Origin of the sequence: Flavobacterium sp. ALD4, assembly GCF_002836475.1 — a bacterium.
In the GTDB taxonomy this organism is placed as follows: domain Bacteria; phylum Bacteroidota; class Bacteroidia; order Flavobacteriales; family Flavobacteriaceae; genus Flavobacterium.
This window is the reverse complement of sequence record NZ_PJBJ01000030.1, coordinates 395,256-418,225: the sequence shown is the minus strand read 5'-3', so window position 1 is coordinate 418,225 and position 22,970 is coordinate 395,256. Positions and strand designations below refer to the sequence as shown.

20 protein-coding genes and 1 tRNA gene are annotated in these 22,970 nt (G+C 36.1%); 18 read left to right on the top strand and 3 right to left on the bottom strand.

Annotation, left to right across the window (positions count from 1 at the left end):
• Positions 1-42: 42 nt before the first annotated feature.
• Positions 43-1,398, bottom strand: a complete 1,356-nt coding sequence (locus tag CXF59_RS10490) for a hypothetical protein (protein WP_101137737.1) — start codon at positions 1,396-1,398, stop codon at positions 43-45.
• A 206-nt stretch (positions 1,399-1,604) separates the two neighbouring features.
• Here CXF59_RS10490 and CXF59_RS10485 point away from each other — a divergent pair, with 206 nt between their 5' ends.
• The 18 genes from CXF59_RS10485 (at position 1,605) to CXF59_RS10405 (ending at position 19,759) form a co-directional block, all read left to right on the top strand.
• Positions 1,605-2,366 carry an alpha/beta fold hydrolase gene (locus CXF59_RS10485; protein ID WP_101137736.1) on the top strand — a complete coding sequence of 254 codons (762 nt, stop codon included), beginning with the start codon at positions 1,605-1,607 and terminating at the stop codon, positions 2,364-2,366.
• A gap of 45 nt (positions 2,367-2,411) precedes the next feature.
• Positions 2,412-2,756, top strand: a complete 345-nt coding sequence (locus tag CXF59_RS10480) for a phage holin family protein (RefSeq protein WP_101137735.1) — start codon at positions 2,412-2,414, stop codon at positions 2,754-2,756.
• Between the two features lie 100 nt (positions 2,757-2,856).
• Positions 2,857-3,222, top strand: coding sequence for a hypothetical protein (locus CXF59_RS10475; protein WP_101137734.1), 366 nt, complete (start codon positions 2,857-2,859; stop codon positions 3,220-3,222).
• Positions 3,223-3,373: 151 nt separating this feature from the next.
• Positions 3,374-3,796 (top strand): heavy-metal-associated domain-containing protein, encoded by a 423-nt coding sequence (locus CXF59_RS10470; protein ID WP_101137733.1) that lies wholly within the window; start codon positions 3,374-3,376, stop codon positions 3,794-3,796.
• 19 nt (positions 3,797-3,815) lie between these two features.
• Entirely contained in the window at positions 3,816-4,517 is a 702-nt protein-coding gene (locus CXF59_RS10465; RefSeq protein ID WP_101137732.1) for a DUF3347 domain-containing protein, read from the top strand.
• 162 nt (positions 4,518-4,679) lie between these two features.
• Complete coding sequence (locus CXF59_RS15580; RefSeq protein ID WP_101137731.1) at positions 4,680-5,960, top strand: efflux RND transporter permease subunit; 1,281 nt, start codon at positions 4,680-4,682, stop codon at positions 5,958-5,960.
• 7 nt (positions 5,961-5,967) lie between these two features.
• Entirely contained in the window at positions 5,968-7,905 is a 1,938-nt protein-coding gene (locus CXF59_RS15575) for an efflux RND transporter permease subunit (RefSeq protein ID WP_101137730.1), read from the top strand.
• Positions 7,892-9,121, top strand: a complete 1,230-nt coding sequence (locus CXF59_RS10450; RefSeq protein WP_101137729.1) for a TolC family protein — start codon at positions 7,892-7,894, stop codon at positions 9,119-9,121. Before CXF59_RS15575 ends, CXF59_RS10450 begins: the two co-directional genes overlap by 14 nt.
• 2 nt (positions 9,122-9,123) lie before the next feature.
• Positions 9,124-10,368: an efflux RND transporter periplasmic adaptor subunit gene (locus CXF59_RS10445; RefSeq protein ID WP_101137728.1), complete on the top strand. Its 1,245-nt coding sequence runs from the start codon at positions 9,124-9,126 to the stop codon at positions 10,366-10,368.
• 2 nt (positions 10,369-10,370) lie between these two features.
• Positions 10,371-11,585, top strand: coding sequence for an efflux RND transporter periplasmic adaptor subunit (locus tag CXF59_RS10440; RefSeq protein WP_101137727.1), 1,215 nt, complete (start codon positions 10,371-10,373; stop codon positions 11,583-11,585).
• Positions 11,586-11,700: 115 nt separating this feature from the next.
• On the top strand, positions 11,701-12,261 hold the full coding sequence (locus CXF59_RS10435) for an AraC family transcriptional regulator (protein WP_101137726.1): 561 nt from the start codon (positions 11,701-11,703) through the stop codon (positions 12,259-12,261).
• 86 nt (positions 12,262-12,347) lie between these two features.
• Positions 12,348-14,837, top strand: coding sequence for a heavy metal translocating P-type ATPase (locus CXF59_RS10430; protein WP_101137725.1), 2,490 nt, complete (start codon positions 12,348-12,350; stop codon positions 14,835-14,837).
• 53 nt (positions 14,838-14,890) lie between these two features.
• Entirely contained in the window at positions 14,891-15,445 is a 555-nt protein-coding gene (locus tag CXF59_RS10425; RefSeq protein WP_101137724.1) for a membrane or secreted protein, read from the top strand.
• A 26-nt stretch (positions 15,446-15,471) separates the two neighbouring features.
• Positions 15,472-15,609: a hypothetical protein gene (locus CXF59_RS15005; protein ID WP_157824571.1), complete on the top strand. Its 138-nt coding sequence runs from the start codon at positions 15,472-15,474 to the stop codon at positions 15,607-15,609.
• Positions 15,610-15,632: 23 nt separating this feature from the next.
• A complete protein-coding gene (locus CXF59_RS10420; RefSeq protein WP_101137723.1) occupies positions 15,633-16,019 on the top strand; it encodes a DUF302 domain-containing protein in 387 nt (128 codons plus the stop codon).
• A gap of 71 nt (positions 16,020-16,090) precedes the next feature.
• Positions 16,091-18,589 (top strand): multicopper oxidase domain-containing protein, encoded by a 2,499-nt coding sequence (locus CXF59_RS10415; RefSeq protein ID WP_101137722.1) that lies wholly within the window; start codon positions 16,091-16,093, stop codon positions 18,587-18,589.
• 298 nt (positions 18,590-18,887) lie between these two features.
• Complete coding sequence (locus CXF59_RS10410; RefSeq protein WP_101137721.1) at positions 18,888-19,331, top strand: hypothetical protein; 444 nt, start codon at positions 18,888-18,890, stop codon at positions 19,329-19,331.
• Between the two features lie 356 nt (positions 19,332-19,687).
• Positions 19,688-19,759: transfer RNA gene (locus CXF59_RS10405), tRNA-Glu, on the top strand.
• Between the two features lie 168 nt (positions 19,760-19,927).
• Here CXF59_RS10405 and CXF59_RS10400 read toward each other — a convergent pair.
• On the bottom strand, positions 19,928-21,097 hold the full coding sequence (locus CXF59_RS10400; protein ID WP_101137720.1) for a nitrate/nitrite transporter: 1,170 nt from the start codon (positions 21,095-21,097) through the stop codon (positions 19,928-19,930).
• Positions 21,098-21,345: 248 nt separating this feature from the next.
• Positions 21,346-22,788, bottom strand: a complete 1,443-nt coding sequence (locus CXF59_RS10395) for an NAD(P)/FAD-dependent oxidoreductase (protein ID WP_198554681.1) — start codon at positions 22,786-22,788, stop codon at positions 21,346-21,348.
• Positions 22,789-22,970 lie beyond the last annotated feature (182 nt).

Below are 22,970 nucleotides of genomic sequence, written 5' to 3'. Positions count from 1 at the left end.
CTGAATTTAATCAGTTCGACTTTAAGTCAGTTTCTTGGTTTATTATCTTTCAAAAGATTTTAAAAAATCTTCAAATTTCTTTTCTAAATCATCAAACCCAGTAGAGAAGTAAGCGCTCATTTCAACTTCGGTTCCGTCACCAAATTTCATGTAGAGGACTTCTTCATAATATTGAACCACGGGTCCTCCATTACTATTATAGCCCCAATATCCACCGTAATTATTGTTGCTAGTAACCCACATAGCATAGGAGTTATAGCTATATTCTTTTTCAGATCTTGTAATTACATCAGCAATCTTTGTTCCGTCCTTTTTAGAAACTAAAATCAATTTGATGTTTTTATTGCTTGAAAGAACTTGTGCTTCAGAATAAGCTTTGTTATATTGATTTATTTTTGAATAATATGCACTAGTGTTGTAATCAGGATAAGCCAAACTTTTTTCTAAAGCAGCTTCGTCATTCCCTAAACCTGCAATATCAATATCAGCTACAATAACAAAATTGTCCATTAATTCAACAAGTCCATTTGCTGTTCCTCTGTAGCTTACAAGTGCATCATTATCATCAATTAACGCATCAATTTTAGCACTGCTTCCTACTGTAAATTTCACAATATTTTTTTCCTTGTAAGTAAAAGTAGATTCAACTGAGTTTACATCCCCTTTTTTACTACTAATTCCATATGCATAACCATCATTTAAAATCATTTTATAGCTAAAGTCATCAGGAGTTTCTTTTCCGTTTGAATATTTAGCTTTGATTGCAAATGTAGCCGCTGGAGCATTATCAATTGTAAGGTTGGCGTCAACAGAAGTAGGTAAGAAAAACTCATCATTTATAGATGGAGTTTGAGTATACATATCAGTTTTAGGGTTGTATACCCAGTTTCCGTAAGTGTCTTCAAGTTTTACTTTTATGTCTGAAGATGTTGCCTTAGACGAAAAGGTGGCATTATTGTTTGTAGTAGTTGTTTTGGCTGGGAAAACAAATTTTAACTCAGTAGTTGAAGTTGTTTTAATCCAAATTTTCTTTGTACTGTTCCAAGTGTAAATACCATACACACCAGAAACATTTAAAATATCTTCAATTTGGTTATCATTTTTACCGTTAAATATATCGACAGAGCTAATGTCTAATAGGTTACCTAGATTTTGGATTGCTTCAACTGCGCCTGATGTTTTTGATTTGTCCATTTCTAGTAACATTTCATTCGCCTCTGCTTCTAGTTTTATTTTTTGTTCTCCAGGAGTCAGTTTGGAGTATGGCTGTTTAACCAAATTTGCAATTTGCTCGTTTAGGTTTTCTGATGTGACTTCATCAATTTCTGAATTGTCGCTGCTACATGAAGTTGTTAATTGAGCAGCAACTAGCGCTAATAAAAGGAGTTTTTTAATCATGATTTTTTGTTTAAAGATTTAGCATTATTCCATTATAAAAAGGATACTTCCTTAAAAAACAGAATAGTAGCGCAAAATTATACATTTTAATATTGTTCGCAATACCCACTTTTAGTGATATTTGTATTATTTACTTTAAAATTGGCAGTGGTGAAATGAAGTTTCATTGCTTACCTTTGTATTTTAAATTTCATTAAAATTAGATAATGCTTTATTCAAAAATAGAAGGTACAGGAAGACCACTTTTAATTCTTCACGGATTTCTTGGGATGTCAGACAATTGGAAAACACTTGGGGCTCAATTTTCCACTGAAGGTTTTCGAGTGCATATGCTGGACCTGCGCAATCACGGTAGGAGCATGCAGTCGGAAGAATTCACTTACGAAATAATGGCTAAAGATATTTATGAATATTGCCAGGACAATAATTTAAACAATATTGACCTTATAGGGCATTCGATGGGGGGGAAGACTGCGATGCTATTTGCTGCCACTTATCCTGAAATGGTAGATAAATTGATTATCGCTGACATTGGTCCCAAATTTTATCCGCAGCACCACCAATCCATTTTGGCGGGTTTGAATGCGGTTGATTTTTCCAAGAAACCAAGTCGCTCTGAAGTGGAGGGTATTCTGTCGCCATACATAACTGACTTTGGCACCAGACAGTTCCTGATGAAAAGTTTGTATTGGCAGGAGCCGGGGCAATTGGCTTTTCGATTCAATCTGTCCGTTTTTAATGAAAAGATGGATGAAATAGGAGTGGCGCTTCCAGAAGCCGCTATTTTCAATAACCCCACCCTTTTTATCCGTGGAGGAAACTCCAATTATATTTTAGACAGTGACGCTGAAAATATGAAAAAACATTTTCCCGATTTAAAAATTGAAACTATCCCTAATGCGGGTCATTGGCTCCATGCCGAAAACCCAGAAATGTTTCATGAAATGGCAATTTCTTTTTTAAAATAAATCCAAATAAAAAAATAGTAGTACTTTTATTAAAACTTAGCATATATGAAACTAATCATCAGAATTCTTCTTACATCGGCTTTGGTTTTACTTATTGCTAATTTTATGACAGGCGTTCATGTAGCAGGTTTTACCACGGCTTTGATTGTAGCAGTTGTTCTTGGACTACTTAATATTTTTATTAAACCCATCTTGGTTATATTGACATTGCCATTTACTTTAGTGACTTTAGGGTTGTTTTTGTTAGTTATCAATGCCTTAATCATCATATTATGTGATAATATTGTAGGGGGATTTAGTGTGGATTCATTCTGGACGGCACTTTTTTTTAGTATTATATTATCCATATTGCAATCCATTATGTATAAAATATTAGGAGATGATAAGTAATAATAATATTGAAAATATAGTAGTACTTTACTTGTTTTAACAAATTTTTAATGAGACGCTACTATATTTTTAGTAATTTTGAAATCTATTACACAAAAAAATGAAAAAATTCCACATTTTACTAATCGTTTTGTTTGGCTTCGTTATGATGCCAAATACGACTTTTGCGTGTGGAAATTCAGATAGTGGTTCTTGTACCATGGAAATGTCTTCTAAGAAGAAGACCAAAGATTGTTGCAGTAAGGATTCTCAATCTAAAAACAACAAGCATAACGGTTGCAATGGAAAATGTGGAAAGGCTTTATGTAGTACTCCTTCTGTAAATACAGCAATACCCTCAGCTTTTCAATTTGAAATGCAGAGTGCTAATTTTAATTTTTCAGCTGAAAAGCAAAAATTTTATCAAACGATATCCTTTACTTCTGCAGGATATTCTTCACTTTGGCTTATTCCTAAAATAGGCTAAATTATTTATTGACAGCCATTAGTGTGTCAAATTCGAAGCAAATCTTGCTTTAAATCATTTATTTATCGGCTAAAACTAATTGTTAATCGTAGCTGTAATGCTATTATTTTAGATATTGGTTTGGCATATTTACTTTTAAATTATTTATAAAATGAACTCAATTACAAAAGGATTGATGGCAATAACTCTGTTGTTATCGGCTGTAGTCTCTACAGCGCAAATTAAAAATGCTAAAACAGATACCGTAAAAATATTCGGAAACTGTGGCATGTGCGAAAGTAAAATAGAAAAAGCGGGAACACAAAAGAACATCGCCGCAGTAGATTGGGATAAAGACACTAAAATGGCTACCCTTATTTATGATTCGAAAATAACTAACAAAGATGAAATCTTGAAGCGCATTGCTTTAGTGGGGTATGATAGTGAAGAATTCCATGCGGAAGAGGCTGCTTACAGCGCGCTTCCTGGTTGTTGCCAGTATGACAGAGCAGCTGATGTAAAAGAAGTAAAAGGAAATAGTGTTGCTAAAAGTCAGGCAGCACAACTACAACAAACGAAAAAGAAAAATAATTAAACAATAAAAATAAATCGAAATGAAAAATATATCAAAATTAAGTATCCTTGTTTTAATGCTTGTATTTGCTTCTTGTAAGGATGCAAAAACAGAAGCTACTAGCGAGACAACCGCAATTGAAAATAGTGATAATACTGCTGAAGGTCAATTGTATTCCTGTCCAATGCACCCTGAAGTTACTGGGAAACAAGGAGAGGAATGTTCTAAGTGCGGTATGAAATTAACCGAACTAGTAACTAATAAAGAGGTTGAGAAAATAATGGAAGTAGAAATTATAAAAAGCGAGTCATCGTTCTCAATAGACTTAATTTTAGATGATTATCTAAAATTAAAAAATGCTTTAACAAATGATGATTCAAAGTTAGCATCAGAAGCGGGGAAAGACTTGCAAGCCACTTTACAAAAAGTGAAAACTGATAAAATTGAAGTCGAATTACAAAAACAATATGTAAGTATTGCTGATGCAGCAAAGCAACATGCAGCGCTAATTAGTGAAAATGGAGGTAAAATTGATAGCCAGAGGAAAGATTTTGCCCTCTTGAGTGCGGAGATGCATAATTTGATTAAAATGTTTAAAACAGATAAGAAATTGTATCAAGACTATTGTCCAATGTACGACCAAGGTAAAAGTGGATTCTGGATAAGCGAAATCAAAGGTATTCAAAACCCGTATTACGGGTCAGAAATGTTGACTTGTGGAGGAATTGTAAAAGAATTATAGTAGTAAACAGCCTAAAGTTACGATTAAGAGCTAAAAGAAGGCGTTTGCTTTTAAGCGATGCAAGCTAGTGGGATTTCAGTAATTATGATGATTCTAAAGCGAGTATTTGTTAACTCAATTGAGAAAGAGCAGGCGAGTCTTTTAGTACAAAAATGACCTATTATGGTAGAAAAATTAATATCGTTCTCATTAAAAAATCGAGCTATTGTTTTGCTCGTTTCCGCCTGCTTGTTTGGTTGGGGAATCTATAGCGTGCAAGAAAATCCCATTGATGCGATTCCTGATTTATCAGAAAATCAGGTTATTGTTTTTACGGAGTGGATGGGTAGAAGCCCACAGGTGATAGAAGATCAGGTAACTTACCCTTTAGTTTCTAATTTACAGGGCGTTCCTAAAGTCAAAAATATCCGGGCTTCTTCCATGTTTGGGATGAGTTTTATCTACATCATTTTTGAAGATAATGTAGATCCTTATTGGGCAAGAACTCGAGTACTGGAACGTTTAAATTATGCACAGCGACTGTTGCCTCAAAATGTAGTTCCCACCTTAGGACCGGATGGTACAGGTGTAGGGCATATATTTTGGTACCATTTGGAAACGAATGGAATGGATTTAGGCGAGCAAAGAGCACTGCAAGATTGGTATGTGAAATTTGCTTTGCAGACAGTTCCAGGTGTTGCTGAGGTAGCTTCCTTTGGAGGTTTTGAAAAACAATATCAATTGGTTTTAGATCCTTTGAAAATGCAGTACTATAATGTTAGTATGATGGAAGTGATGAAAGCCGTAAAGACGAGTAATAACGATGTTGGTGGGCGTAAATTTGAAATGAGCAACATGGCCTATATCGTGCGAGGGCTTGGCTATATAAAAAACATCAAAGATGTGGAAGAAATTGCCATCAAAAATTATAATTCGGTTCCAGTAAGAGTTAAAGATATCGGTTCTGTTCAAATGGGTGGGGATTTACGTCTGGGGATTTTTGATGCAAATGGAGAAGGCGAAGTGGTCGGCGGAATTGTCGTGATGCGTTACGGTGAAAATGCTGATAAGGTTATAGATGCAGTGAAGCTGAAAATGAAAGAAGTCGAAAAAGGATTGCCTGAAGGGGTGACCTTCAAAACGTCTTATGATAGAAGCGAGCTAATTAAAAAAGCAATTGAATCCGTTAAAGGAACTTTAATCGAAGAAATGATTGCGGTCTCGATAGTGATTCTTTTTTTTCTTTTCCATTGGAGAAGTGCCTTAATCATTCTAATACAGTTGCCAATATCTGTTGCTATAGGTTTTATTTTGCTCGAGGCTTTTGGGATTTCATCCAATATTATGTCGCTTACCGGAATTGCTTTAGCGATTGGTGTTGTGGTTGATGATGGGATAGTCATGGTCGAAAATGCCTATAGGACCATCTCTGAGAAACAAGAAGAAATAGATAACAATCAATAATCAACCGATGAAAAAGTTATTTAAAAAGATATTTAAAAAAGAACATGATCCATTGTCAGCTGATGAAAGAATGAAGTTAATTGAATCTTCATCTAAGCTCGTAGGCCCTGGAGTTTTTTATTCAACACTTATTGTAATTGCTTCTTTTTTGCCCGTTTTTCTACTAACGGGGATGGAAGGAAAATTATTTAGTCCATTAGCGTGGACAAAATCATTTATACTGATAGTGGATGCGTTTTTAGCTATTACATTGACCCCAGTTCTAATCAGTTACTTACTGAAAGGAAAATTGCGTCCAGAGAATAAGAATCCAATCAACAGAAAAATGGAAAGTTGGTATACGCCAATTCTAATTTTTTGTTTAAAATGGAGAAAAAGCATTTTATTGGTAAACTGTATTGCTTTACTGATAGGGGGATTGATGTATACGCGTCTCGGTTCAGAGTTTATGCCTCCTTTAGATGAGGGGTCTATTTTGTTTATGCCTGTAACTTTACCAGATGTTTCTAATTCTGAAGTAAAAAGAATATTGCAGGTTCAGGATAAGATAATAAAATCAATTCCTGAGGTAACCCATGTTTTAGGAAAAGCGGGCAGAGCCAATACGGCAACGGACAATAGTCCTATAAGTATGATTGAAACAATTATTTTGCTTAAACCCCATAACGAATGGAGAGCCGGTAAAACCAAAAGTGATATCATAGATGAAATAAATAATAAACTGCAAATACCGGGTGTTACTAATGGTTTTACGCAACCTATTATTAATCGAATAAACATGCTTTCGACGGGAATTAGAACAGACGTGGGCGTAAAAATTTATGGGGCAAGTTTGGATACCATCGAAGCTTTGGCACAAAAAATTAAAAAGACGCTGGAAGGAACTGAAGGAGTGAAAGATTTGTATGCCGAGCCAATAACTGGTGGGAAGTACATCGATATTGAAGCAAAGCGTGAGGCAATTGGAAGATACGGTCTCAGCATTGACGATGTGAATAATGTGGTAGAAGCGGCAATTGGTGGAATGACATTGACGACTACTATTGAAGGGAGGCAGCGTTTTTCTGTAAATGCTAGATATGCACAAGAGTATAGAAATAGTATTGAAGACTTAAAAAAACTGCAGGTACAAACCATGGAATACGGGCCAATACCCTTAGACGCCGTCGCAGATATAAAAATAAGCGATGGACCTCCGATGATAAACAGCGAAAATGCCATGCTGCGTGGGAGCGTTTTGTTTAATGTTAGGGATCGTGATTTAGGAAGTACGGTAGAGGAAGCGCAGGATAAGCTCAATACCATGATGACTAAACTTCCAAAAGGGTATTATGTGGAATGGAGCGGTCAATGGGAGAATCAAATCCGTGCCAACAAAACACTATCTCTGATATTGCCTATCGTCGTACTTATAATATTCCTGATTTTATATTTTACATATAAATCCATGAAAGAAGCATTAATAACGATGATAACAGTTCCTTTTGCCTTAATAGGAGGGATTTTTATGGTTTATTTTTATGGGATTAATTTATCTGTTGCCGTTGCGGTCGGGTTTATCGCACTTTTTGGGATGGCGATAGAAACAGCTATGATAATGACTATTTACCTGAACGAGGCCATGAACAAGATGGTTGAGAAACATGGCAATAGTAATAAAACAATCACCACGGACATCCTCCGACAATACATAATTGATGGCTCTGCAAAAAGGCTGAGACCAAAATTAATGACGGTTTCGGTTTCTCTATTTGGATTAATACCCATTCTCTGGTCGACAGGGACGGGAGCTGATGTGATGATTCCCATTACAGTTCCGCTTATTGGAGGAACAATTACCTCTGTTATATATGTATTATTAGTAACCCCTATTGTTTTTGAAATGACAAAGCAACATGAATTAAGAACAAAAGGCAAAATAGATCTTATCGATGCGACACATTAAATATTATATCATTATCAGTTGTTTGCTGCTAAACGTAAACGCTGCAGTAGCGCAAACACTTTCGTTGGATGCTATTTTGACCAACGTCAAAACGAATAACCCGCAGTTAAAAATGTACGATGCCGATATACAGAGCATGGATGCAGCGGCCAAAGGAGCACGTAGTTGGATGGCGCCTCAAGTGAGTACAGGCTTGTTTATGACTCCTTATAACATAAATCCAGATATGGGGTCTTATATGATAGGTGTGACACAAATGGTTCCGAATGCTTCAAGGCTAAAAGCTGATTCTGATTACATGAATGCCATGTCTTCGGTAGAGGTAGAAAATAAAAATTATACTGTTAATCAATTGAATGCTTTGGTAAAAACGAATTATTACCAATGGATTGTACTCGATAAAAAAATAAAAGTGGCTAAGGATAATCTATTGCTTTTAGAGTATATGATCAAAAGCATGGAGATACGCTATCAGTATAATATGGACAAACTGCCCACTTATTATAAGGCAAAATCACAATATAGTGCATTAGAAAGTATGGTAGTAATGCTGCAAAACGAGATTTCGCAAAAGAAAATTGCACTTAACACTTTGATGGCAAGAGACAAAAGCACTGTTTTTGAAATAGAATCTGATTTTGCTTTAAAGGAGTTTGATCCCATGAATGCAGATGCGGTTTCGCTTTCTGAAAATAGGAGTGACGTTAAAGCGATTGAAAAAACAATTGTCTTAAATCAGTTGAAGATTGAAATCGAAAAAGCTAAATTATTACCTGAGTTTGGTGTTAATTATGTTCACATGTTGACTTTTGGAAATGGTCCACAACAATTCTCATTGATGGGAATGATTACAATTCCCATGCCTTGGTCATCAAAAATGAACAAAGCCAATATCAGTAGTTTTAAAATAAAAAATGAAAGTCTAGATTGGCAAAAACAAATGATCTTGAACGAAGCAACAGGCATGATTTCTGGCATGCAAGCGGAGCTGACCAACTTAAAAAAGCAATATGAAATTGCCGATAAAAGTATTATTCCAGCCTTGCGAAGAAATTATGACACTTCTATAATCGCCTGGCAAAATAATAATGGAGATCTGTTTGTAGTACTAGATGCTTGGGAAGCTTTGAATATGGCTCAAATAGAAAAGTTAGATAAGTTGCAGGCTATATTGAGCACTCAAGTAGCGATAGAAAAACAACTAGAAACGAAATAATTATGAACAAATACATAAAATATAGCTTTGTAGCAGTTGTCATTTTACTAGTTGGATTTGGGGTCTACTATGGTATAAATAATTATTATACACAACCTGGCGTAGAAAAGGCGACTGCAGTATATACCTGTTCGATGCATCCTGAAATTATTCGGGACGAACCTGGAAATTGTCCGATATGTGGAATGAATTTGGTAAAAAAAGTGACCGAAGGACAATCGGTGGAAAGCCATTCGATAGACCATCTCTTACGACCCACTGATAAGTTTGTGGTGGGGGACTTTCAAACCACAACAGCAAAGGATACGGCTATCAGTAGTGAAATAAAGCTGCCTGGTATAGTTGCTTATGATCCTAATTCATCAGTGAATATTGCGGCGAGGATTAGTGGCCGAATCGAAAAAATGTATGTGAATTATAAATACCAGAAAGTAAATCGAGGACAACGACTCTTTGATTTGTATAGTCCGGAATTATTGACAGAACAGCAAAGTTTTATTTATTTAGTTAGCAATGATTCGGAGAATGCATCCATCATTAAAGCTTCAAAACAAAAATTAGCGCTTTATGGAATGACTACAAATCAGATTAATTCATTGGCTGCAGCCAAAAGAACAAATCCCGTGATCACTATTTATAGTCCAACTAACGGAATTGTTCAAGGAACAGAAAGTATGACTAGTGCAGCAGGATCCATGCAAAATAGTTCTACCACAACAACCTCTTTAACATTGAAGGAAGGAGATTATATTAAAAAAGATGAGGTTGTTTTTAAGTTGGTAAATACGGATAAAGTATGGGGTGTTTTTAATGTGATGCAAGGGCAGAGCACTTTGATAGAGATGAACCAACCGATTCGGTTTTCTTCAGAATTTGATCAAAATGATTTTATAAATGCCAAAGTGAATTTTATAGAAACACAACTTAGTGAAACGGATAAGACGAACAGGATCAGAGTGTATTTGAATAATAGTAATTTCAAATTTCCGATTGGATTGCGACTGCAAGGTGTTATCGAAACAAATCCTATTCAGGGTATTTGGGTTCATAGGCAAGCATTAGTGAGCATCGGTAGTAAAAAAGTAGTTTTTATTAAAAAAGAAAATGGTTTTAAAGCAAAAGAAATAAAAACAGGAATTGAACTCAATGATTTTATTCAGGTCCTCGAAGGCCTGGATGTAAAAGAGGCAATTGCTGATAATGCACAATATTTAATGGATAGCGAAAGCTTTATTAAAACAGAATAATTATGCAAAAGATAAAGAAATTCAGTTTCCTGTTCCTGGCATTTGTTCTCGTGATGGGATGCAATACTAAAAACAAGGAAGATCATAGCGCTCATCAGGATGGAGATAGTATTTTTTACACCTGTTCCATGGATCCCCAAATAAAGGAAGACAATCCTGGTAAGTGTCCTATTTGTCATATGGACTTGACCCCAATTAAAAAAGACAATTCGGCCTCTAATGAAATAGCCCTAAGCGACCAGCAAATAAAATTGGGCAATATAACTACCCAAAATATAGAGGAAACAAATAATAGTTTGAAAGAAAACTATACAGGTGTTTTGACAATTAATCAGGAACAAATTCAAACCGTTTCAGCAAGAGCGATGGGGCGAATAGAGAAATTATATTTTAAAACTACGGGTGAATATGTTACAAAAAATCAAGCTATTTATCAGTTATATAGTGAAGATATAGCCATTGCTAAACAGGATTATTTTTTAGCACACACGCAATTAGCGATGCCTGGCGATTTTGGCAAAAATGCCAAAAGTATGCTTCAAGCTGCCAAGCAAAAGTTACTTTTCTATGGTTTGTCTAATGTGCAAATTGAAAATATAAAAGGCAAAACACAAATCTCACCATACACTACTTTTTATAGTACCTACAGCGGATATATTTCGGAGATAGTAGCTACCGAAGGCAGTTATGTGATGGAAGGGGCCGCAATAATTAAGTTGGCTGCCTTAAGCACCCTTTGGCTTGAGTCTCAAGTAAACGTGAGCAATGCAAAATCATTAAAAATTGGGCAAAAGGCTGTGGTTTCCTTCACGGATTATCCTACCAAAGAAGTGGAGGCTACAATTTCATTTATCAATCCGGAAATTAATCCAGATTCTAGACTACTGTTGATTAGAATGGAAATCGCTAATCCAAACTTGTTGTTAAAACCAGGAATGCAGGCAGTGGCAAAATTAACTCAATCCAATAGGAAAGGTTTATTTATTCCAATAGATGCTGTCATTAGAGAAGAAAATCATAAGTATGTATGGGTCGAAAAAAGTCATGGTCTATTTGAGAACGTGATGGTTGAAACTGGGGTAGAATCCAATGGAATGGTAGAAATCACGTCGGAAATGGATAGATCAAAAAAAGTCGTTGTTACGGGGTCCTATGCCATTAACAGTGAATACATATTCCGTAAAGGAAGTGATCCTATGGCAGGGATGAAAATGTAATAGGATAGGACTTTTAACATTCTGTTTATTAGTTGTTTAATGTGTAAAAATTGATTAACTTAGTTCTGCCTTGAGGAGCTTTAAAGGTGTTGTAATTCATAAAATTATTATATAAATGAAGCTCTATATAAAAAATATGGTTTGTGGTCGTTGTGAAATGGTAGTGACGTCTGAATTGGAAAAAATGGGGCTCTCTATTCTTTCTATTCAATTGGGGGAAGTGGAAATTGCAACTGATTTAGACAACAGTCAAAAGCAAATGCTGTCAAAAAACCTGATTTCAATTGGTTTCGAATTGTTAGATGATAAGGAAAACAAGACTGTTGAAAGGATTAAAAACCGAGTCATCGACTTGGTATATTATAAAACGGAACAACTAAAAATAAATCTATCAAGCTATTTGGCAGACGATTTGGGGCAGGATTACAGTATGTTAAGCAAGCTGTTTTCAGAAAAAGAAGGAGCAACGATTGCCCATTATTTTATTGCTCAAAAAATTGAACGTGCAAAAGCACTATTGCTTTATAATGAGATGACGCTAAGTGAGATTGCGATTCAACTAAGTTATAGTAGCGTCGCGCATTTAAGTAGTCAATTCAAAAAAATCACGGGTTATACCCCTACGCAATTCAAGCAATTAAAAGATAATACGAGGAAACAGATTGATGGATTATAAATCTTACAAAGTTTACCCACAATTATGTAACAACATCAATTAGAATCATTCGGATATTTGTACTGTTAATTTAAAGCTTTGAAAAAATGACATATAAATATACTATTACCGGAATGAGCTGCGATGGGTGTCGTACCAAAGTGGAAAAAACCTTGAATGCTATGCAAGGCGTTCAGGCTGTCGTGACTTTAAATCCGCCAATAGCTACTATCTCGATGGGGAAACCCATCCAAACTATTCACTTTCAAGAATTGCTTTCAGCTGCGGGTAATTACTCGATAAAGGTTTTCAATCCAAATGATGCTCTATTACCAACAGACGAAGTTGCTGTAGCACCTCCAAAGAATGCTGCAGGAAAATACTACTGCCCCATGTTTTGCGAAGACGATAAAGTATATGATGAAGCGGGCGATTGTCCCATTTGTGGTATGGACCTAGTACAGGCACCAGACCTAACACCAGCGAAAACAATGTACACCTGCCCCATGCATCCTGAAATTATCCAGGAAGGGCCGGGCTCCTGTCCCACCTGCGGAATGGATTTAGTACCTATGGAGCCTACTGAAAGTGAAGATAACAAAGCATATATTGACTTATGGCGTAAAATGAAAATAGCCATTCTCTTTACGCTGCCTATTTTTATCATCGCGATGTCAGAAATGATACCCGATAACCCGCTACTAAAAATAATGGATACCTCGAGTTGGAACTGGGTGCAGTTTGCCTTATCACTTCCGGTCGTTTTTTATGCTACCTGGATGTTTTTTCTACGTGCCTGGAAGTCGGTTATTACATGGAACTTAAATATGTTTACCCTGATTGGAATTGGTTCCGGTGTGGCTTTTCTATTTAGCTTGTTTGGCTTGTTCTTTCCAGAACTTTTTCCAAATGAATTCAAAACAGAAAGCGGAACGGTACATTTATATTTTGAAGCAACAACGGTGATACTAACCTTGGTTTTGTTAGGTCAGTTATTAGAGGCTAAAGCACATAGCAGAACCAGCGGTGCCATAAAAGAATTATTGAAATTAGCGCCCACGGTGGCTACTCTGGTCATTGATGGAAGCGATAAAGTTATTTCTGTTCATGATATCAAAAAAGACGATTTGCTTCGGGTGAAACCAGGTGAAAAAATTCCTGTTGACGGAAAAATTTCCGAAGGGGAAACTACTATCGATGAATCTATGATTTCGGGTGAACCCATTCCTGTGGATAAAAAAGCAGACGATGCAGTTATTGCAGGTACAATTAACGGAAATAAATCCTTTGTGATGATTGCCGAAAAAATTGGTTCAGAAACCTTGCTTTCGCAAATTGTGCAAATGGTTAATTCAGCCAGTCGCTCCAGAGCACCGATACAAAAACTGGCCGACAGAATATCTAAGTATTTTGTGCCTATTGTTGTATTAGTTTCCATTATAACGTTTTTTGTTTGGGTGAAATATGGCCCTGAGCCAGCAATCGTTTACGGATTTATAAATGCAATCGCTGTTTTGATTATAGCTTGCCCTTGTGCCTTAGGGTTAGCAACCCCCATGTCAGTGATGGTGGGAGTGGGTAAAGGAGCGCAATCTGGGGTTTTGATAAAAAATGCGGAAGCCTTAGAAAATATGAATAAGGTAAATGTTCTGATTACTGATAAAACGGGAACAATTACTGAAGGTAAGCCATCTGTAGAGAAAGTATTTTCAACTCAAAATGAAGAGGAAGATTTGTTGCAAATGATTGCCTCGGTGAATCAGTATAGCGAGCATCCTTTGGCGGAAGCCGTAGTCAATTTTGCGAAAGCGAAAAAGGTTACCTTATTAGAAGCGAAAGACTTTGAATCCATTACAGGAAAAGGAGTAGTTGGAACGGTAAATGGTAAAAAAGTCGCACTTGGAAATGCAAAATTGATGGAGCAAAATAATTCAAAAATTGCAGATGATTTAACAGCTAAAATAGTAGCTGAGCAGAAACTAGGAAAAACAGTGTCTTATATTTCTGTAGACACTCAGGTTTTGGGTTATGTAACAATAACAGATGCGATTAAAAGTACGAGTGTGGCTGCAATAAAGGAATTAATGAATCAAGGAATCGAAGTGATTATGCTTACGGGCGATAATGAGAACACCGCCAAAGCAGTCGCTGACGAATTGCATTTGAGTTCGTTTATAGCGGGTTGTCTGCCGGAGGATAAATTAAAGGAAATTAAAAGATTACAAGACCAAGGTAAAATTGTAGCTATGGCAGGAGACGGAATTAATGATGCTCCGGCATTGGCGCAAGCCGATATTGGTATTGCTATGGGAACCGGAACCGATGTAGCAATCGAAAGCGCCAAAATAACTTTGGTCAAAGGAGATTTGCAAGGGATTGTCAAGGCTAAAGCATTAAGTCATGCCGTGATGAAAAATATAAATCAAAATTTATTTTTTGCGTTCTTCTATAATGTACTCGGAATCCCCATTGCCGCAGGGGTTTTATATCCTTTTTTCGGACTCTTGCTTTCGCCGATGATTGCTGCTTTGGCAATGAGCTTTAGTTCGGTTTCCGTTATTGCAAATGCACTGCGACTGCGAAATTTGAAATTTTAAGGCGCTAAAGTTGACTGTTAATATAAATATTTTAATCTATAAAATAAAATACTATGAAAACACTACAGAAATTTGCCTTTGCAACCGGTCTAATTGGACTATTGTATTCCTGTCAGTCAACGAATCAGGTACTCTCAAAATCAGAGAAGAGAACCGAAATCATGAACACTATCGCCAATGACGAAATGATGTCAAAAGAGATGATGGGCGCGTTGATGAGCAGCAAAAGCGGTAAAATGATGATGATGAAAGAGCATCATGTCATAATGATGGAGAAGATGAAAGAAAATCCTGAAATGATGAAAAGCATGATGCCTGAAATGATGAAAATGATGAAGGGTAATCCTGAAATGATGAAAAGTATGATGCCTGCAATGATGAAAATGATGGAGGATAATCCAGAAATGATGAAAGGCATGATGAAAGGCATGATGGAAAAAGCTAAAAATAATGATGCTATGATGTCCGATATGTGTAAATCAATGATGGATAATCCAGAAATGATGAAAATAATGGAGAAAATGAAGGCAGAAAAAATGGATAAGAGCAAAATGAAAGCGATGGATGAAAAAATGGAAAAGAAAGAAGATCATAAAGCCCATCATTAATTTTTTAACACTAATACCTTGATATTATGGATAATACAGCACATGGAGAAATGCATATGGATGGCTACTCCTTTATGGGAATGCATTGGTTTTGGTGGGGCTCTATATTGATTTTTGCACTTATACTATTAGCGGTAGCTCACCGTTACAGAAGAAGAAAATAATTTAATTAAAAAAATAAAAAGTTATGGAATATTATTTCAGTAGAACAATTAACGACAGTTTTGAAAATGCAATAGAGAAAGTTACAGCAGCTCTTAAATTGGAAGGGTTTGGAGTACTAACAGAAATCGATTTAAAGGCAACATTAAAAAAGAAACTAGATGTAGATTTTTATAATTACACCATTCTGGGAGCCTGCAATCCGGCTTCCGCTTACAAAGCGCTACTGGCAGAAGATAAAATAGGAACCATGCTGCCTTGCAATGTTATTGTTCAAGAGAAAGTAAAAGGTCAGGTAGAAGTTTCGGCAGTTGATCCGGCAGCATCGATGCAAGCGGTAGAAAGTGCAGCACTTGGCGAAATAGCGACAGAAATCAGAGACAAGCTACAAAAAGTAATTAATACTTTATAGCCTCGTTTTTAACAGTGCCCCTTATTCAGCAAGTCAAATTGCATTTAAGATCAATAATTAAAAACAATAAGATGAAGACTTACATATATAGAGTATTATTGATTTTTATTGTATCCCAATCTATTTTTAGTCAGGTTGTAGAAGGCAACGTCGAGAATCTTCCAGTAAAAGAATACACACTCACCATTAACGAGGAAGTGGTTAATAAAGCAGGGGTAGCTGTAAAAGGAATGACGGTAAATGGAAGCATACCGGGTCCAGTATTGGAATTTACTGAAGGAGAGTATGCTATTATTCATGTTAAAAATGAAATGAAGGAAGAAACGTCCATCCATTGGCACGGACTTATTTTACCAAATTTTTATGATGGTGTACCGTATTTAAATACACCTCCCATTAAACCCGGGCAAACCCTTAATTATGAATTTCCTATCAATCAATCTGGAACGTATTGGTATCATTCCCATACCATGTTACAAGAGCAAAGCGGAGTGTATGGATCTATTGTTATTCATCCACAGAAGGAAACATTGTTGTATGACAAAGAAGTGGTACTCATGTTATCGGATTGGACCAATGAAAAACCGATGAATGTTTTACGAAATTTAAAACGAGGTAACGAATGGTACGGGATAAGAAAAGGGACTTCAACACCGCTTAATAAAGTTATTGCAAGAGGAGCATTTGGAGCACAATTGGACTTTTGGAGACAGCGTATGGGCGGGGCTGATATTGCGGATGTATATTATCCTGCATTTTTGATTAATGGAAAACAGGCCATCGAATATCCTGATTTTAAATCGGGAGAAAAGGTAAGAGTACGCGTTATTAATGGCGGAGCTTCCACTTCTTTTTGGATGACTTTTGGCGGCGAAGATCCGGTACTTGTTTCAGCAGATGGTCATGACGTAGTACCGGTTGTCAAAAACAAGACATTTATTGGTGTCGCAGAAACCTATGATTTCATTGTGACCATTCCTGAAGACGGTAAAATTGAATATAGAATTACGGCACAGGATGGTTCAGGTACGGCTTCGGCCTTTCTGGGAAGCGGTAAAACTTTAGCAGCGCAAGTTGTTCCAAGACCAGACAAAATTGGTATGATGCAAAAGATGGCGAAGATGGACATGAAAATGGGAGCTCATGCAATAAAGTATCGCCCGAAAAAAGACGAACGTTTCAAAATAAAGAACGAATATGGCATGCAAATGGATATGCCCAAAGATTCTGCAATGAAGGGAATGCAAATGGATCATTCGAAAATGAAAGGGATGAAGATGGACGACATGAAGCACAAGCAAATGGATATGCCTAAAGATTCTACAATGAAGGGAATGCAAATAGATCATTCGAAAATGAAAGGGATGAAGATGGACGACATGAAGCACAAGCAAATGGATATGCCCAAAGATTCTACAATGAAAGGAATGGAAATGGATCATTCGAAAATGGATCATTCGAAAACACAAATGGACGGTATGCAAGAAAACCATATGGTAGTAGCTGATTCTAAGAAGGGAAATGGCATGGAAAGCGAAATGAAAATGGAAGGAATGAATCTATTTTCAGAATACAATTATGACTATCTAAGATCACCGGTAAAAACAAACTATTCTGCTAATGCGCCTGTGAAAGAAATCCTGTTGAACCTAACAGGAAATATGCAGCGCTATATCTGGAGTATGAATGGTGTTCCTCTAGCTGAAACCGATAAAATAAAGATTGAAGGAGGGCAGGTCACAAGAATAACATTGAACAATCTAACTATGATGCATCACCCGATGCACTTGCACGGCCATTTCTTTAGAGTGATCAATAAAAATGGAGATTACTCGCCTCTAAAGCATACCGTAAATGTACCTCCAATGGAGAATGTCACCATAGAATTTTACGGAAATGAATATGGAGATTGGTTTTTCCATTGTCATGTATTATACCATATGATGGGAGGTATGGCAAGAGTCTTTAGTTATGATACTCCACGGGATACTCGTATGAAAGGATTTCCCATTTCTGAGTTAGTTGCTGAAACAAACAGATATTATTCTTGGGGAATGGTGGATGCAGCATCTCATTTTACGGCTTTACAATTAGCGGCTTCCAACTTAAGAAATCAATTTAACGTGTCCTTGGAATATGGATGGAACAAAAATATCGAAGGTGAAGTTACCTACGAAAGATATTTACACGATTACTTGCGGGTTTTTGGGGGTGTAAACATAGAAAACGATAAGGAAGATAGTTTTGATTCGTTTAATACTACCGCAGTAGTTGGTATCCGATTTTTGACTCCCTATTTATTTGCTCTTGATGCGAGAATTGATAATGAACTTAGACCGCGAATTTCCTTAGGAAGAAGTATAATGATATTCCCTAAATTTTCAGTGTTTGGATATTATGAATATAGACTGGATTTAGGTTTGGTAAATGATCTTCCTGTTGCTAAAGAGTATACATCAGACACCGTTTGTAGTGCTGGTGCTGAGTATATGTTATCAAGAAACGTTTCATTAATGGGAAGTTACGATAATCGATTCGGTGCGGGAGGTGGGTTGTCTGTCAGATTTTAAAATCCATTGGTATAAATTTATTTACGAGCCGGATATACAGTACAGAAATAATTATTTCAAATTATGGTCACTGCTTGTGAAATGGATTTAGAAATGGAAGAATTTGGTGCGCAACTATAGCAGAGGCGCGGAATAGATATCTTTTAACATCTTCAGCAGCTGATTTAACCATACAAAACCGAGAAACTATAAAACTGCACATAAGAGTAAGAATAAAACTAACAGCCGGATAAAAAACAGAAGTCTTTCTTAAATCGGCTAACTACTAAATAGTAATTATTAACTAAAATCAAATAATATGAAAACAGTATTAATTATTTTTTCGGCAATTGGTTTATTAACATTAAACAGTTGCAACCAAAAAACAGACAGTAAATCAATTCTTGAAAACTCGAAATCAAGGACTGAAGTTTTTGATGCCATTGCCAGTAATCCTGAGTTTTTGACAGAATTCATGGTAAACATGCATGGTAATCCAGACGCCATGCACATGATGCAAGGAAATAAAATGATGATGGGCAATAACGGAATGCAAATGATGATGAAAGACAGCATGATGACAAAAAGTTTCATGCATGGAACAATGGCTAATTCAGAAATGATGCAATCCATGATGGGTGAAATGATGAAGGACGGGAAAACCATGGCTGCGATGATGCAAATGATGCAGCAAGGAGGCATGATGAGTAAAGAGTGCATGCAATCAAGTATGAAAATGATGGATAGCAAGGAAAGTCAATGATGAATAGTGCTAATACAAAATAAGGCAGTTTTTTGAAAATTCAAAGTCAGGAAACTTTGCACAGCTGAGGTTATACCAATTATAACTGTTAGCAAACTTCAAATAAATAAAATAAGTGCTCAGCGCCTGTTTTAAAAATAAGAACAGCTATCATGTGATGTCATAGCTTTTTTACAGTGTGTCTTGCTGTCTTGATTACAGAAAATTTTTTCTCTTGCTTTTTTGTATTAAGTACTAATTATGAATTAATTACAATTTGCTAATAAAAAAATGCTAATTTATTACTACCGATTTTAGGATTTGGTTTTGTACATCTCAAAAATAGTTCTATTTTTGCAAATGAAATAAAGCATTAAGGCCCGTTCGTCTATCGGTTAGGACGCATGGTTTTCATCCATGTAAGAGCGGTTCGATTCCGCTACGGGCTACAATATTTGCATATTGCAATTCATATTTTATGAAAGTTGACTTTACTATTTGAATTTTTAAGTTAATTTCAGTTTACCTTTCAGAAACTTAAAGTAAGCCTCGAAGATTAAACCTTTCGAGGCTTTTTATTTGGTAAAAAAAGTGTTTTTAAATCAGAGCAAATTAGTCTATTTTATTTTTTTGCTTAACGCCAATAAACCTAAAATAGGACCAATAGCTAAACTAATATAAATATAGTTTGTATCCGTCACTGTTCTCAATCCACTGATTAATTGAATACTAATAATTGTAATTGCAAAGCCAATACTATTTACAATTGTAAGGGCTGTTCCTTTTATTTCTGCAGGGGCATTCTGAGCGACTAATGTAGATAAAAGCGGAGAATCAGCAACAACGACCATTCCCCAAAAAAGTAAGAAAGCAATAAACAGCATTGTTGATTGAACGGCAAATAGAAAAGGAAAAATAAGACAGCACCCACAAGACAGCAGTAAGGATATAAGTGCAATTCGTTTTGAACCGTAGGTTTGTGAGAGGTAGCCACTCAGTACACAAGCGAATCCGCCAATACCAATAATGAGGAAAGACAAAATAGGAATATTAAAGGTTGTTTCTGGGTGTAAATCGCTATATGTTTGAAGCATTAGCGGTGTAAATGCCCAAAAAGCGTATAACTCCCACATGTGCCCAAAATACCCAAAAGCTGCAGAACGTAAGTTTTGATTTCTAAAGATACCAAAGAAAGCAGACAGATTTATACCTTGGCTTTGTTTCCGATAAGGTCCGTTAGGCACTAAGAGAACCATCATTAAACCGCCCAGAGTGGCAAGGGAAGAAGTGGTGAGTATAACTAATTTCCATGGGAACACATCTGTTATTCCTTTTAGTAAATGCGGAAAGGCAGTGCCTAATACTAAGGCGCCCACTAAAAACCCCAGCGATTTACCAAGCCCTTTGTTAAAATAGTCAGCCGCTATTTTCATTCCCACAGGGTAGATTCCAGCAAGAAAGAAGCCAGTTAGAAATCGGATGGAGAGCATCATGGTCAAATTGTTGCCTTCCCATATTAGACCTGCATTGAATAGCGCTCCAAGCAATGCGCTCATTAAGAATACTCTGGAAGGAGAAAAGCGATCTGCTATTGCCAATACTGCAAAGACTAAGGTGCCTAAAATAAATCCAAATTGTACCGCTGAGGTGAGATTACCAATTGCATTTGCGGTAAGACCGAAGTTGATCACTAAGTCGCTCATTACGGCATTACTTGCAAACCAAAGAGAGGTACAACAAAACTGAGCAACAACAATTATAGGTAGTATCGTTTTTATTCGGTTCATTGACATCGTTGCTTGTAGGTAAGTGTTACTACTATTTTATTCCTTTTAGGTACTATTTTAAAATTTTCTTGATCCTGCTGATCTAATTTTAAAGGATGAGCAAAATTAATAAAATTATAAAGAAACAGATAGTGTAAATAGAACAGATCAATGATTTTTGAAGTTTTAAATTTGAATTATTTTTTAAAGTAACGCCACAATAAAATGGTTTCGCGATCAATGTACTTACTAATACTACTAGTTTTGTTTTAAAAAAAGCGAAGCCGTTTGTCTTTAACAGAATCTAAGCGGAGCAGCTTATAGTCCAAAATATAATTTTGGTAGACACGCCAAGGAGCTTTATTTCCTTGGCTGGGAAGCATATTAGATGCTCTATTAATATATCCCGAGTTCAGATTGAGTAGTGGAACCGATTTTAAATTAGTCTCGATTACTTTTGACTGTAAAGCTTTGTAATTATGCTTGTCCATATAATTCAGAAGCCGCGAAATATATTCACTGGTAAGATCACTTTTTAATGTCCATGACGCATTAGTATAGCCAACAAAAATAAAAAAATTAGGAAGATCGCTCAACATCAATCCCTTATAAACAAAGGATTTAGAAATGTCAAATGGCTGCGAATCCAGTTGAATTTTGACTCCACCAAATGCTAATAAGTCTAGTCCTGTTGCTGTAATAATAATATCTGCCTTCAATGCCTTACCTGATTCTAATAAAATCCCATCGGTTAAAAAACGGTCGATGTGATCTGTAACTATTGATGCCTTTCCTTTCCTTATAGCTCTAAAAAAGTCTCCATTTGGTGCAATGCAAAAACGTTGTTCCCATGGATTATAGTTTGGTATAAAATGGGGATCAACAGGAAAGTCACCTAGCCCTTTTTTAGCACCTTTTAGGATGAAGCTTTTCATTTTTTCAGGATAAAACTTACAGAGATTAAAAAAGACAATCGTATATAAAATGTTTTTATAACGGATCAGTCGATAAGCTATCTTTTTAGGAAACAAACGTTTTATTTGAGCGGCAACTTTATCTTTATTTGGCAGAGCGGCAATATAGGTTGGTGATCGCTGCAGCATAGTAACTATTTTGGCTTCAGCGGCTAGCTCGGGCACAATAGTGACAGCAGTAGCGCCACTTCCAATTACAATAATCGTTTTATCGACAACATTTAAATTTTCAGGCCACTTTTGAGGATGGATTATTTTTCCTTCAAACCTCGATTGATCTGTAAATTCTGGGGTATAACCTTTGGTATAATTATAGTAACCGCTACAGCTAAAGATAAACTGACAGGTGTAAATTGTTTTTTCGGCTGTTGAGGTGTTTTCAGTAGTGATCGTCCATAATTTCTCTTTCGTATCGAAGTTATATGAAAGAGCACGTTGCTGATAGATAATGTGATCTCGCACCTTGTATTCGTCGGCAGCTTCATTTATATATTTTAAAATAGAAGGTCCGTCAGCGAAAGACTTTTGCTCATCCCATGTTTTAAAAGAATAGCCAAAAGTATACATATCAGAGTCAGAGCGAATACCTGGGTATTGAAATAAACTCCAAGTGCCTCCAACTTCTGTTCTTGCTTCTAAAACAACATAGGTTTTCTCGGGATTTTTACGTGCCAAATGGCAGGCAGCTCCTATACCGGATAAGCCGGCTCCTATTATGATTATATCGGTATGAGTCATGTTTATGTTATTGTTTTAGTCTTAAATAGGGTGTCGGGAGTGTGATAGGCTTTCCTTTACTTTTTTTTAAAGATAGCTATAGGTTCCTGAAACAGCGATGCTCTGGTTATCCTTTTTTTGGTTGTTGTTTTAAATTTAAATGTGTTGTAAAGTACAAAAAACAATGAATAAAAAACAGTATT

Coding starts and splice junctions, on each gene's coding strand:
- CXF59_RS10475 (WP_101137734.1), top strand. CDS start 2,857: ATGAAAAAATTCCACATTTTACTAATCGTTTTGTTTGGCTTCGTTATG.
- CXF59_RS10470 (WP_101137733.1), top strand. CDS start 3,374: ATGAACTCAATTACAAAAGGATTGATGGCAATAACTCTGTTGTTATCG.
- CXF59_RS10395 (WP_198554681.1), bottom strand. CDS start 22,788: ATGACTCATACCGATATAATCATAATAGGAGCCGGCTTATCCGGTATA.
- CXF59_RS10490 (WP_101137737.1), bottom strand. CDS start 1,398: ATGATTAAAAAACTCCTTTTATTAGCGCTAGTTGCTGCTCAATTAACA.
- CXF59_RS10445 (WP_101137728.1), top strand. CDS start 9,124: ATGAACAAATACATAAAATATAGCTTTGTAGCAGTTGTCATTTTACTA.
- CXF59_RS10410 (WP_101137721.1), top strand. CDS start 18,888: ATGAAAACAGTATTAATTATTTTTTCGGCAATTGGTTTATTAACATTA.
- CXF59_RS10465 (WP_101137732.1), top strand. CDS start 3,816: ATGAAAAATATATCAAAATTAAGTATCCTTGTTTTAATGCTTGTATTT.
- CXF59_RS10450 (WP_101137729.1), top strand. CDS start 7,892: ATGCGACACATTAAATATTATATCATTATCAGTTGTTTGCTGCTAAAC.
- CXF59_RS10485 (WP_101137736.1), top strand. CDS start 1,605: ATGCTTTATTCAAAAATAGAAGGTACAGGAAGACCACTTTTAATTCTT.
- CXF59_RS10420 (WP_101137723.1), top strand. CDS start 15,633: ATGGAATATTATTTCAGTAGAACAATTAACGACAGTTTTGAAAATGCA.
- CXF59_RS10425 (WP_101137724.1), top strand. CDS start 14,891: ATGAAAACACTACAGAAATTTGCCTTTGCAACCGGTCTAATTGGACTA.
- CXF59_RS10480 (WP_101137735.1), top strand. CDS start 2,412: ATGAAACTAATCATCAGAATTCTTCTTACATCGGCTTTGGTTTTACTT.
- CXF59_RS10440 (WP_101137727.1), top strand. CDS start 10,371: ATGCAAAAGATAAAGAAATTCAGTTTCCTGTTCCTGGCATTTGTTCTC.
- CXF59_RS15580 (WP_101137731.1), top strand. CDS start 4,680: ATGGTAGAAAAATTAATATCGTTCTCATTAAAAAATCGAGCTATTGTT.
- CXF59_RS15005 (WP_157824571.1), top strand. CDS start 15,472: ATGGATAATACAGCACATGGAGAAATGCATATGGATGGCTACTCCTTT.
- CXF59_RS10400 (WP_101137720.1), bottom strand. CDS start 21,097: ATGAACCGAATAAAAACGATACTACCTATAATTGTTGTTGCTCAGTTT.
- CXF59_RS15575 (WP_101137730.1), top strand. CDS start 5,968: ATGAAAAAGTTATTTAAAAAGATATTTAAAAAAGAACATGATCCATTG.
- CXF59_RS10435 (WP_101137726.1), top strand. CDS start 11,701: ATGAAGCTCTATATAAAAAATATGGTTTGTGGTCGTTGTGAAATGGTA.
- CXF59_RS10415 (WP_101137722.1), top strand. CDS start 16,091: ATGAAGACTTACATATATAGAGTATTATTGATTTTTATTGTATCCCAA.
- CXF59_RS10430 (WP_101137725.1), top strand. CDS start 12,348: ATGACATATAAATATACTATTACCGGAATGAGCTGCGATGGGTGTCGT.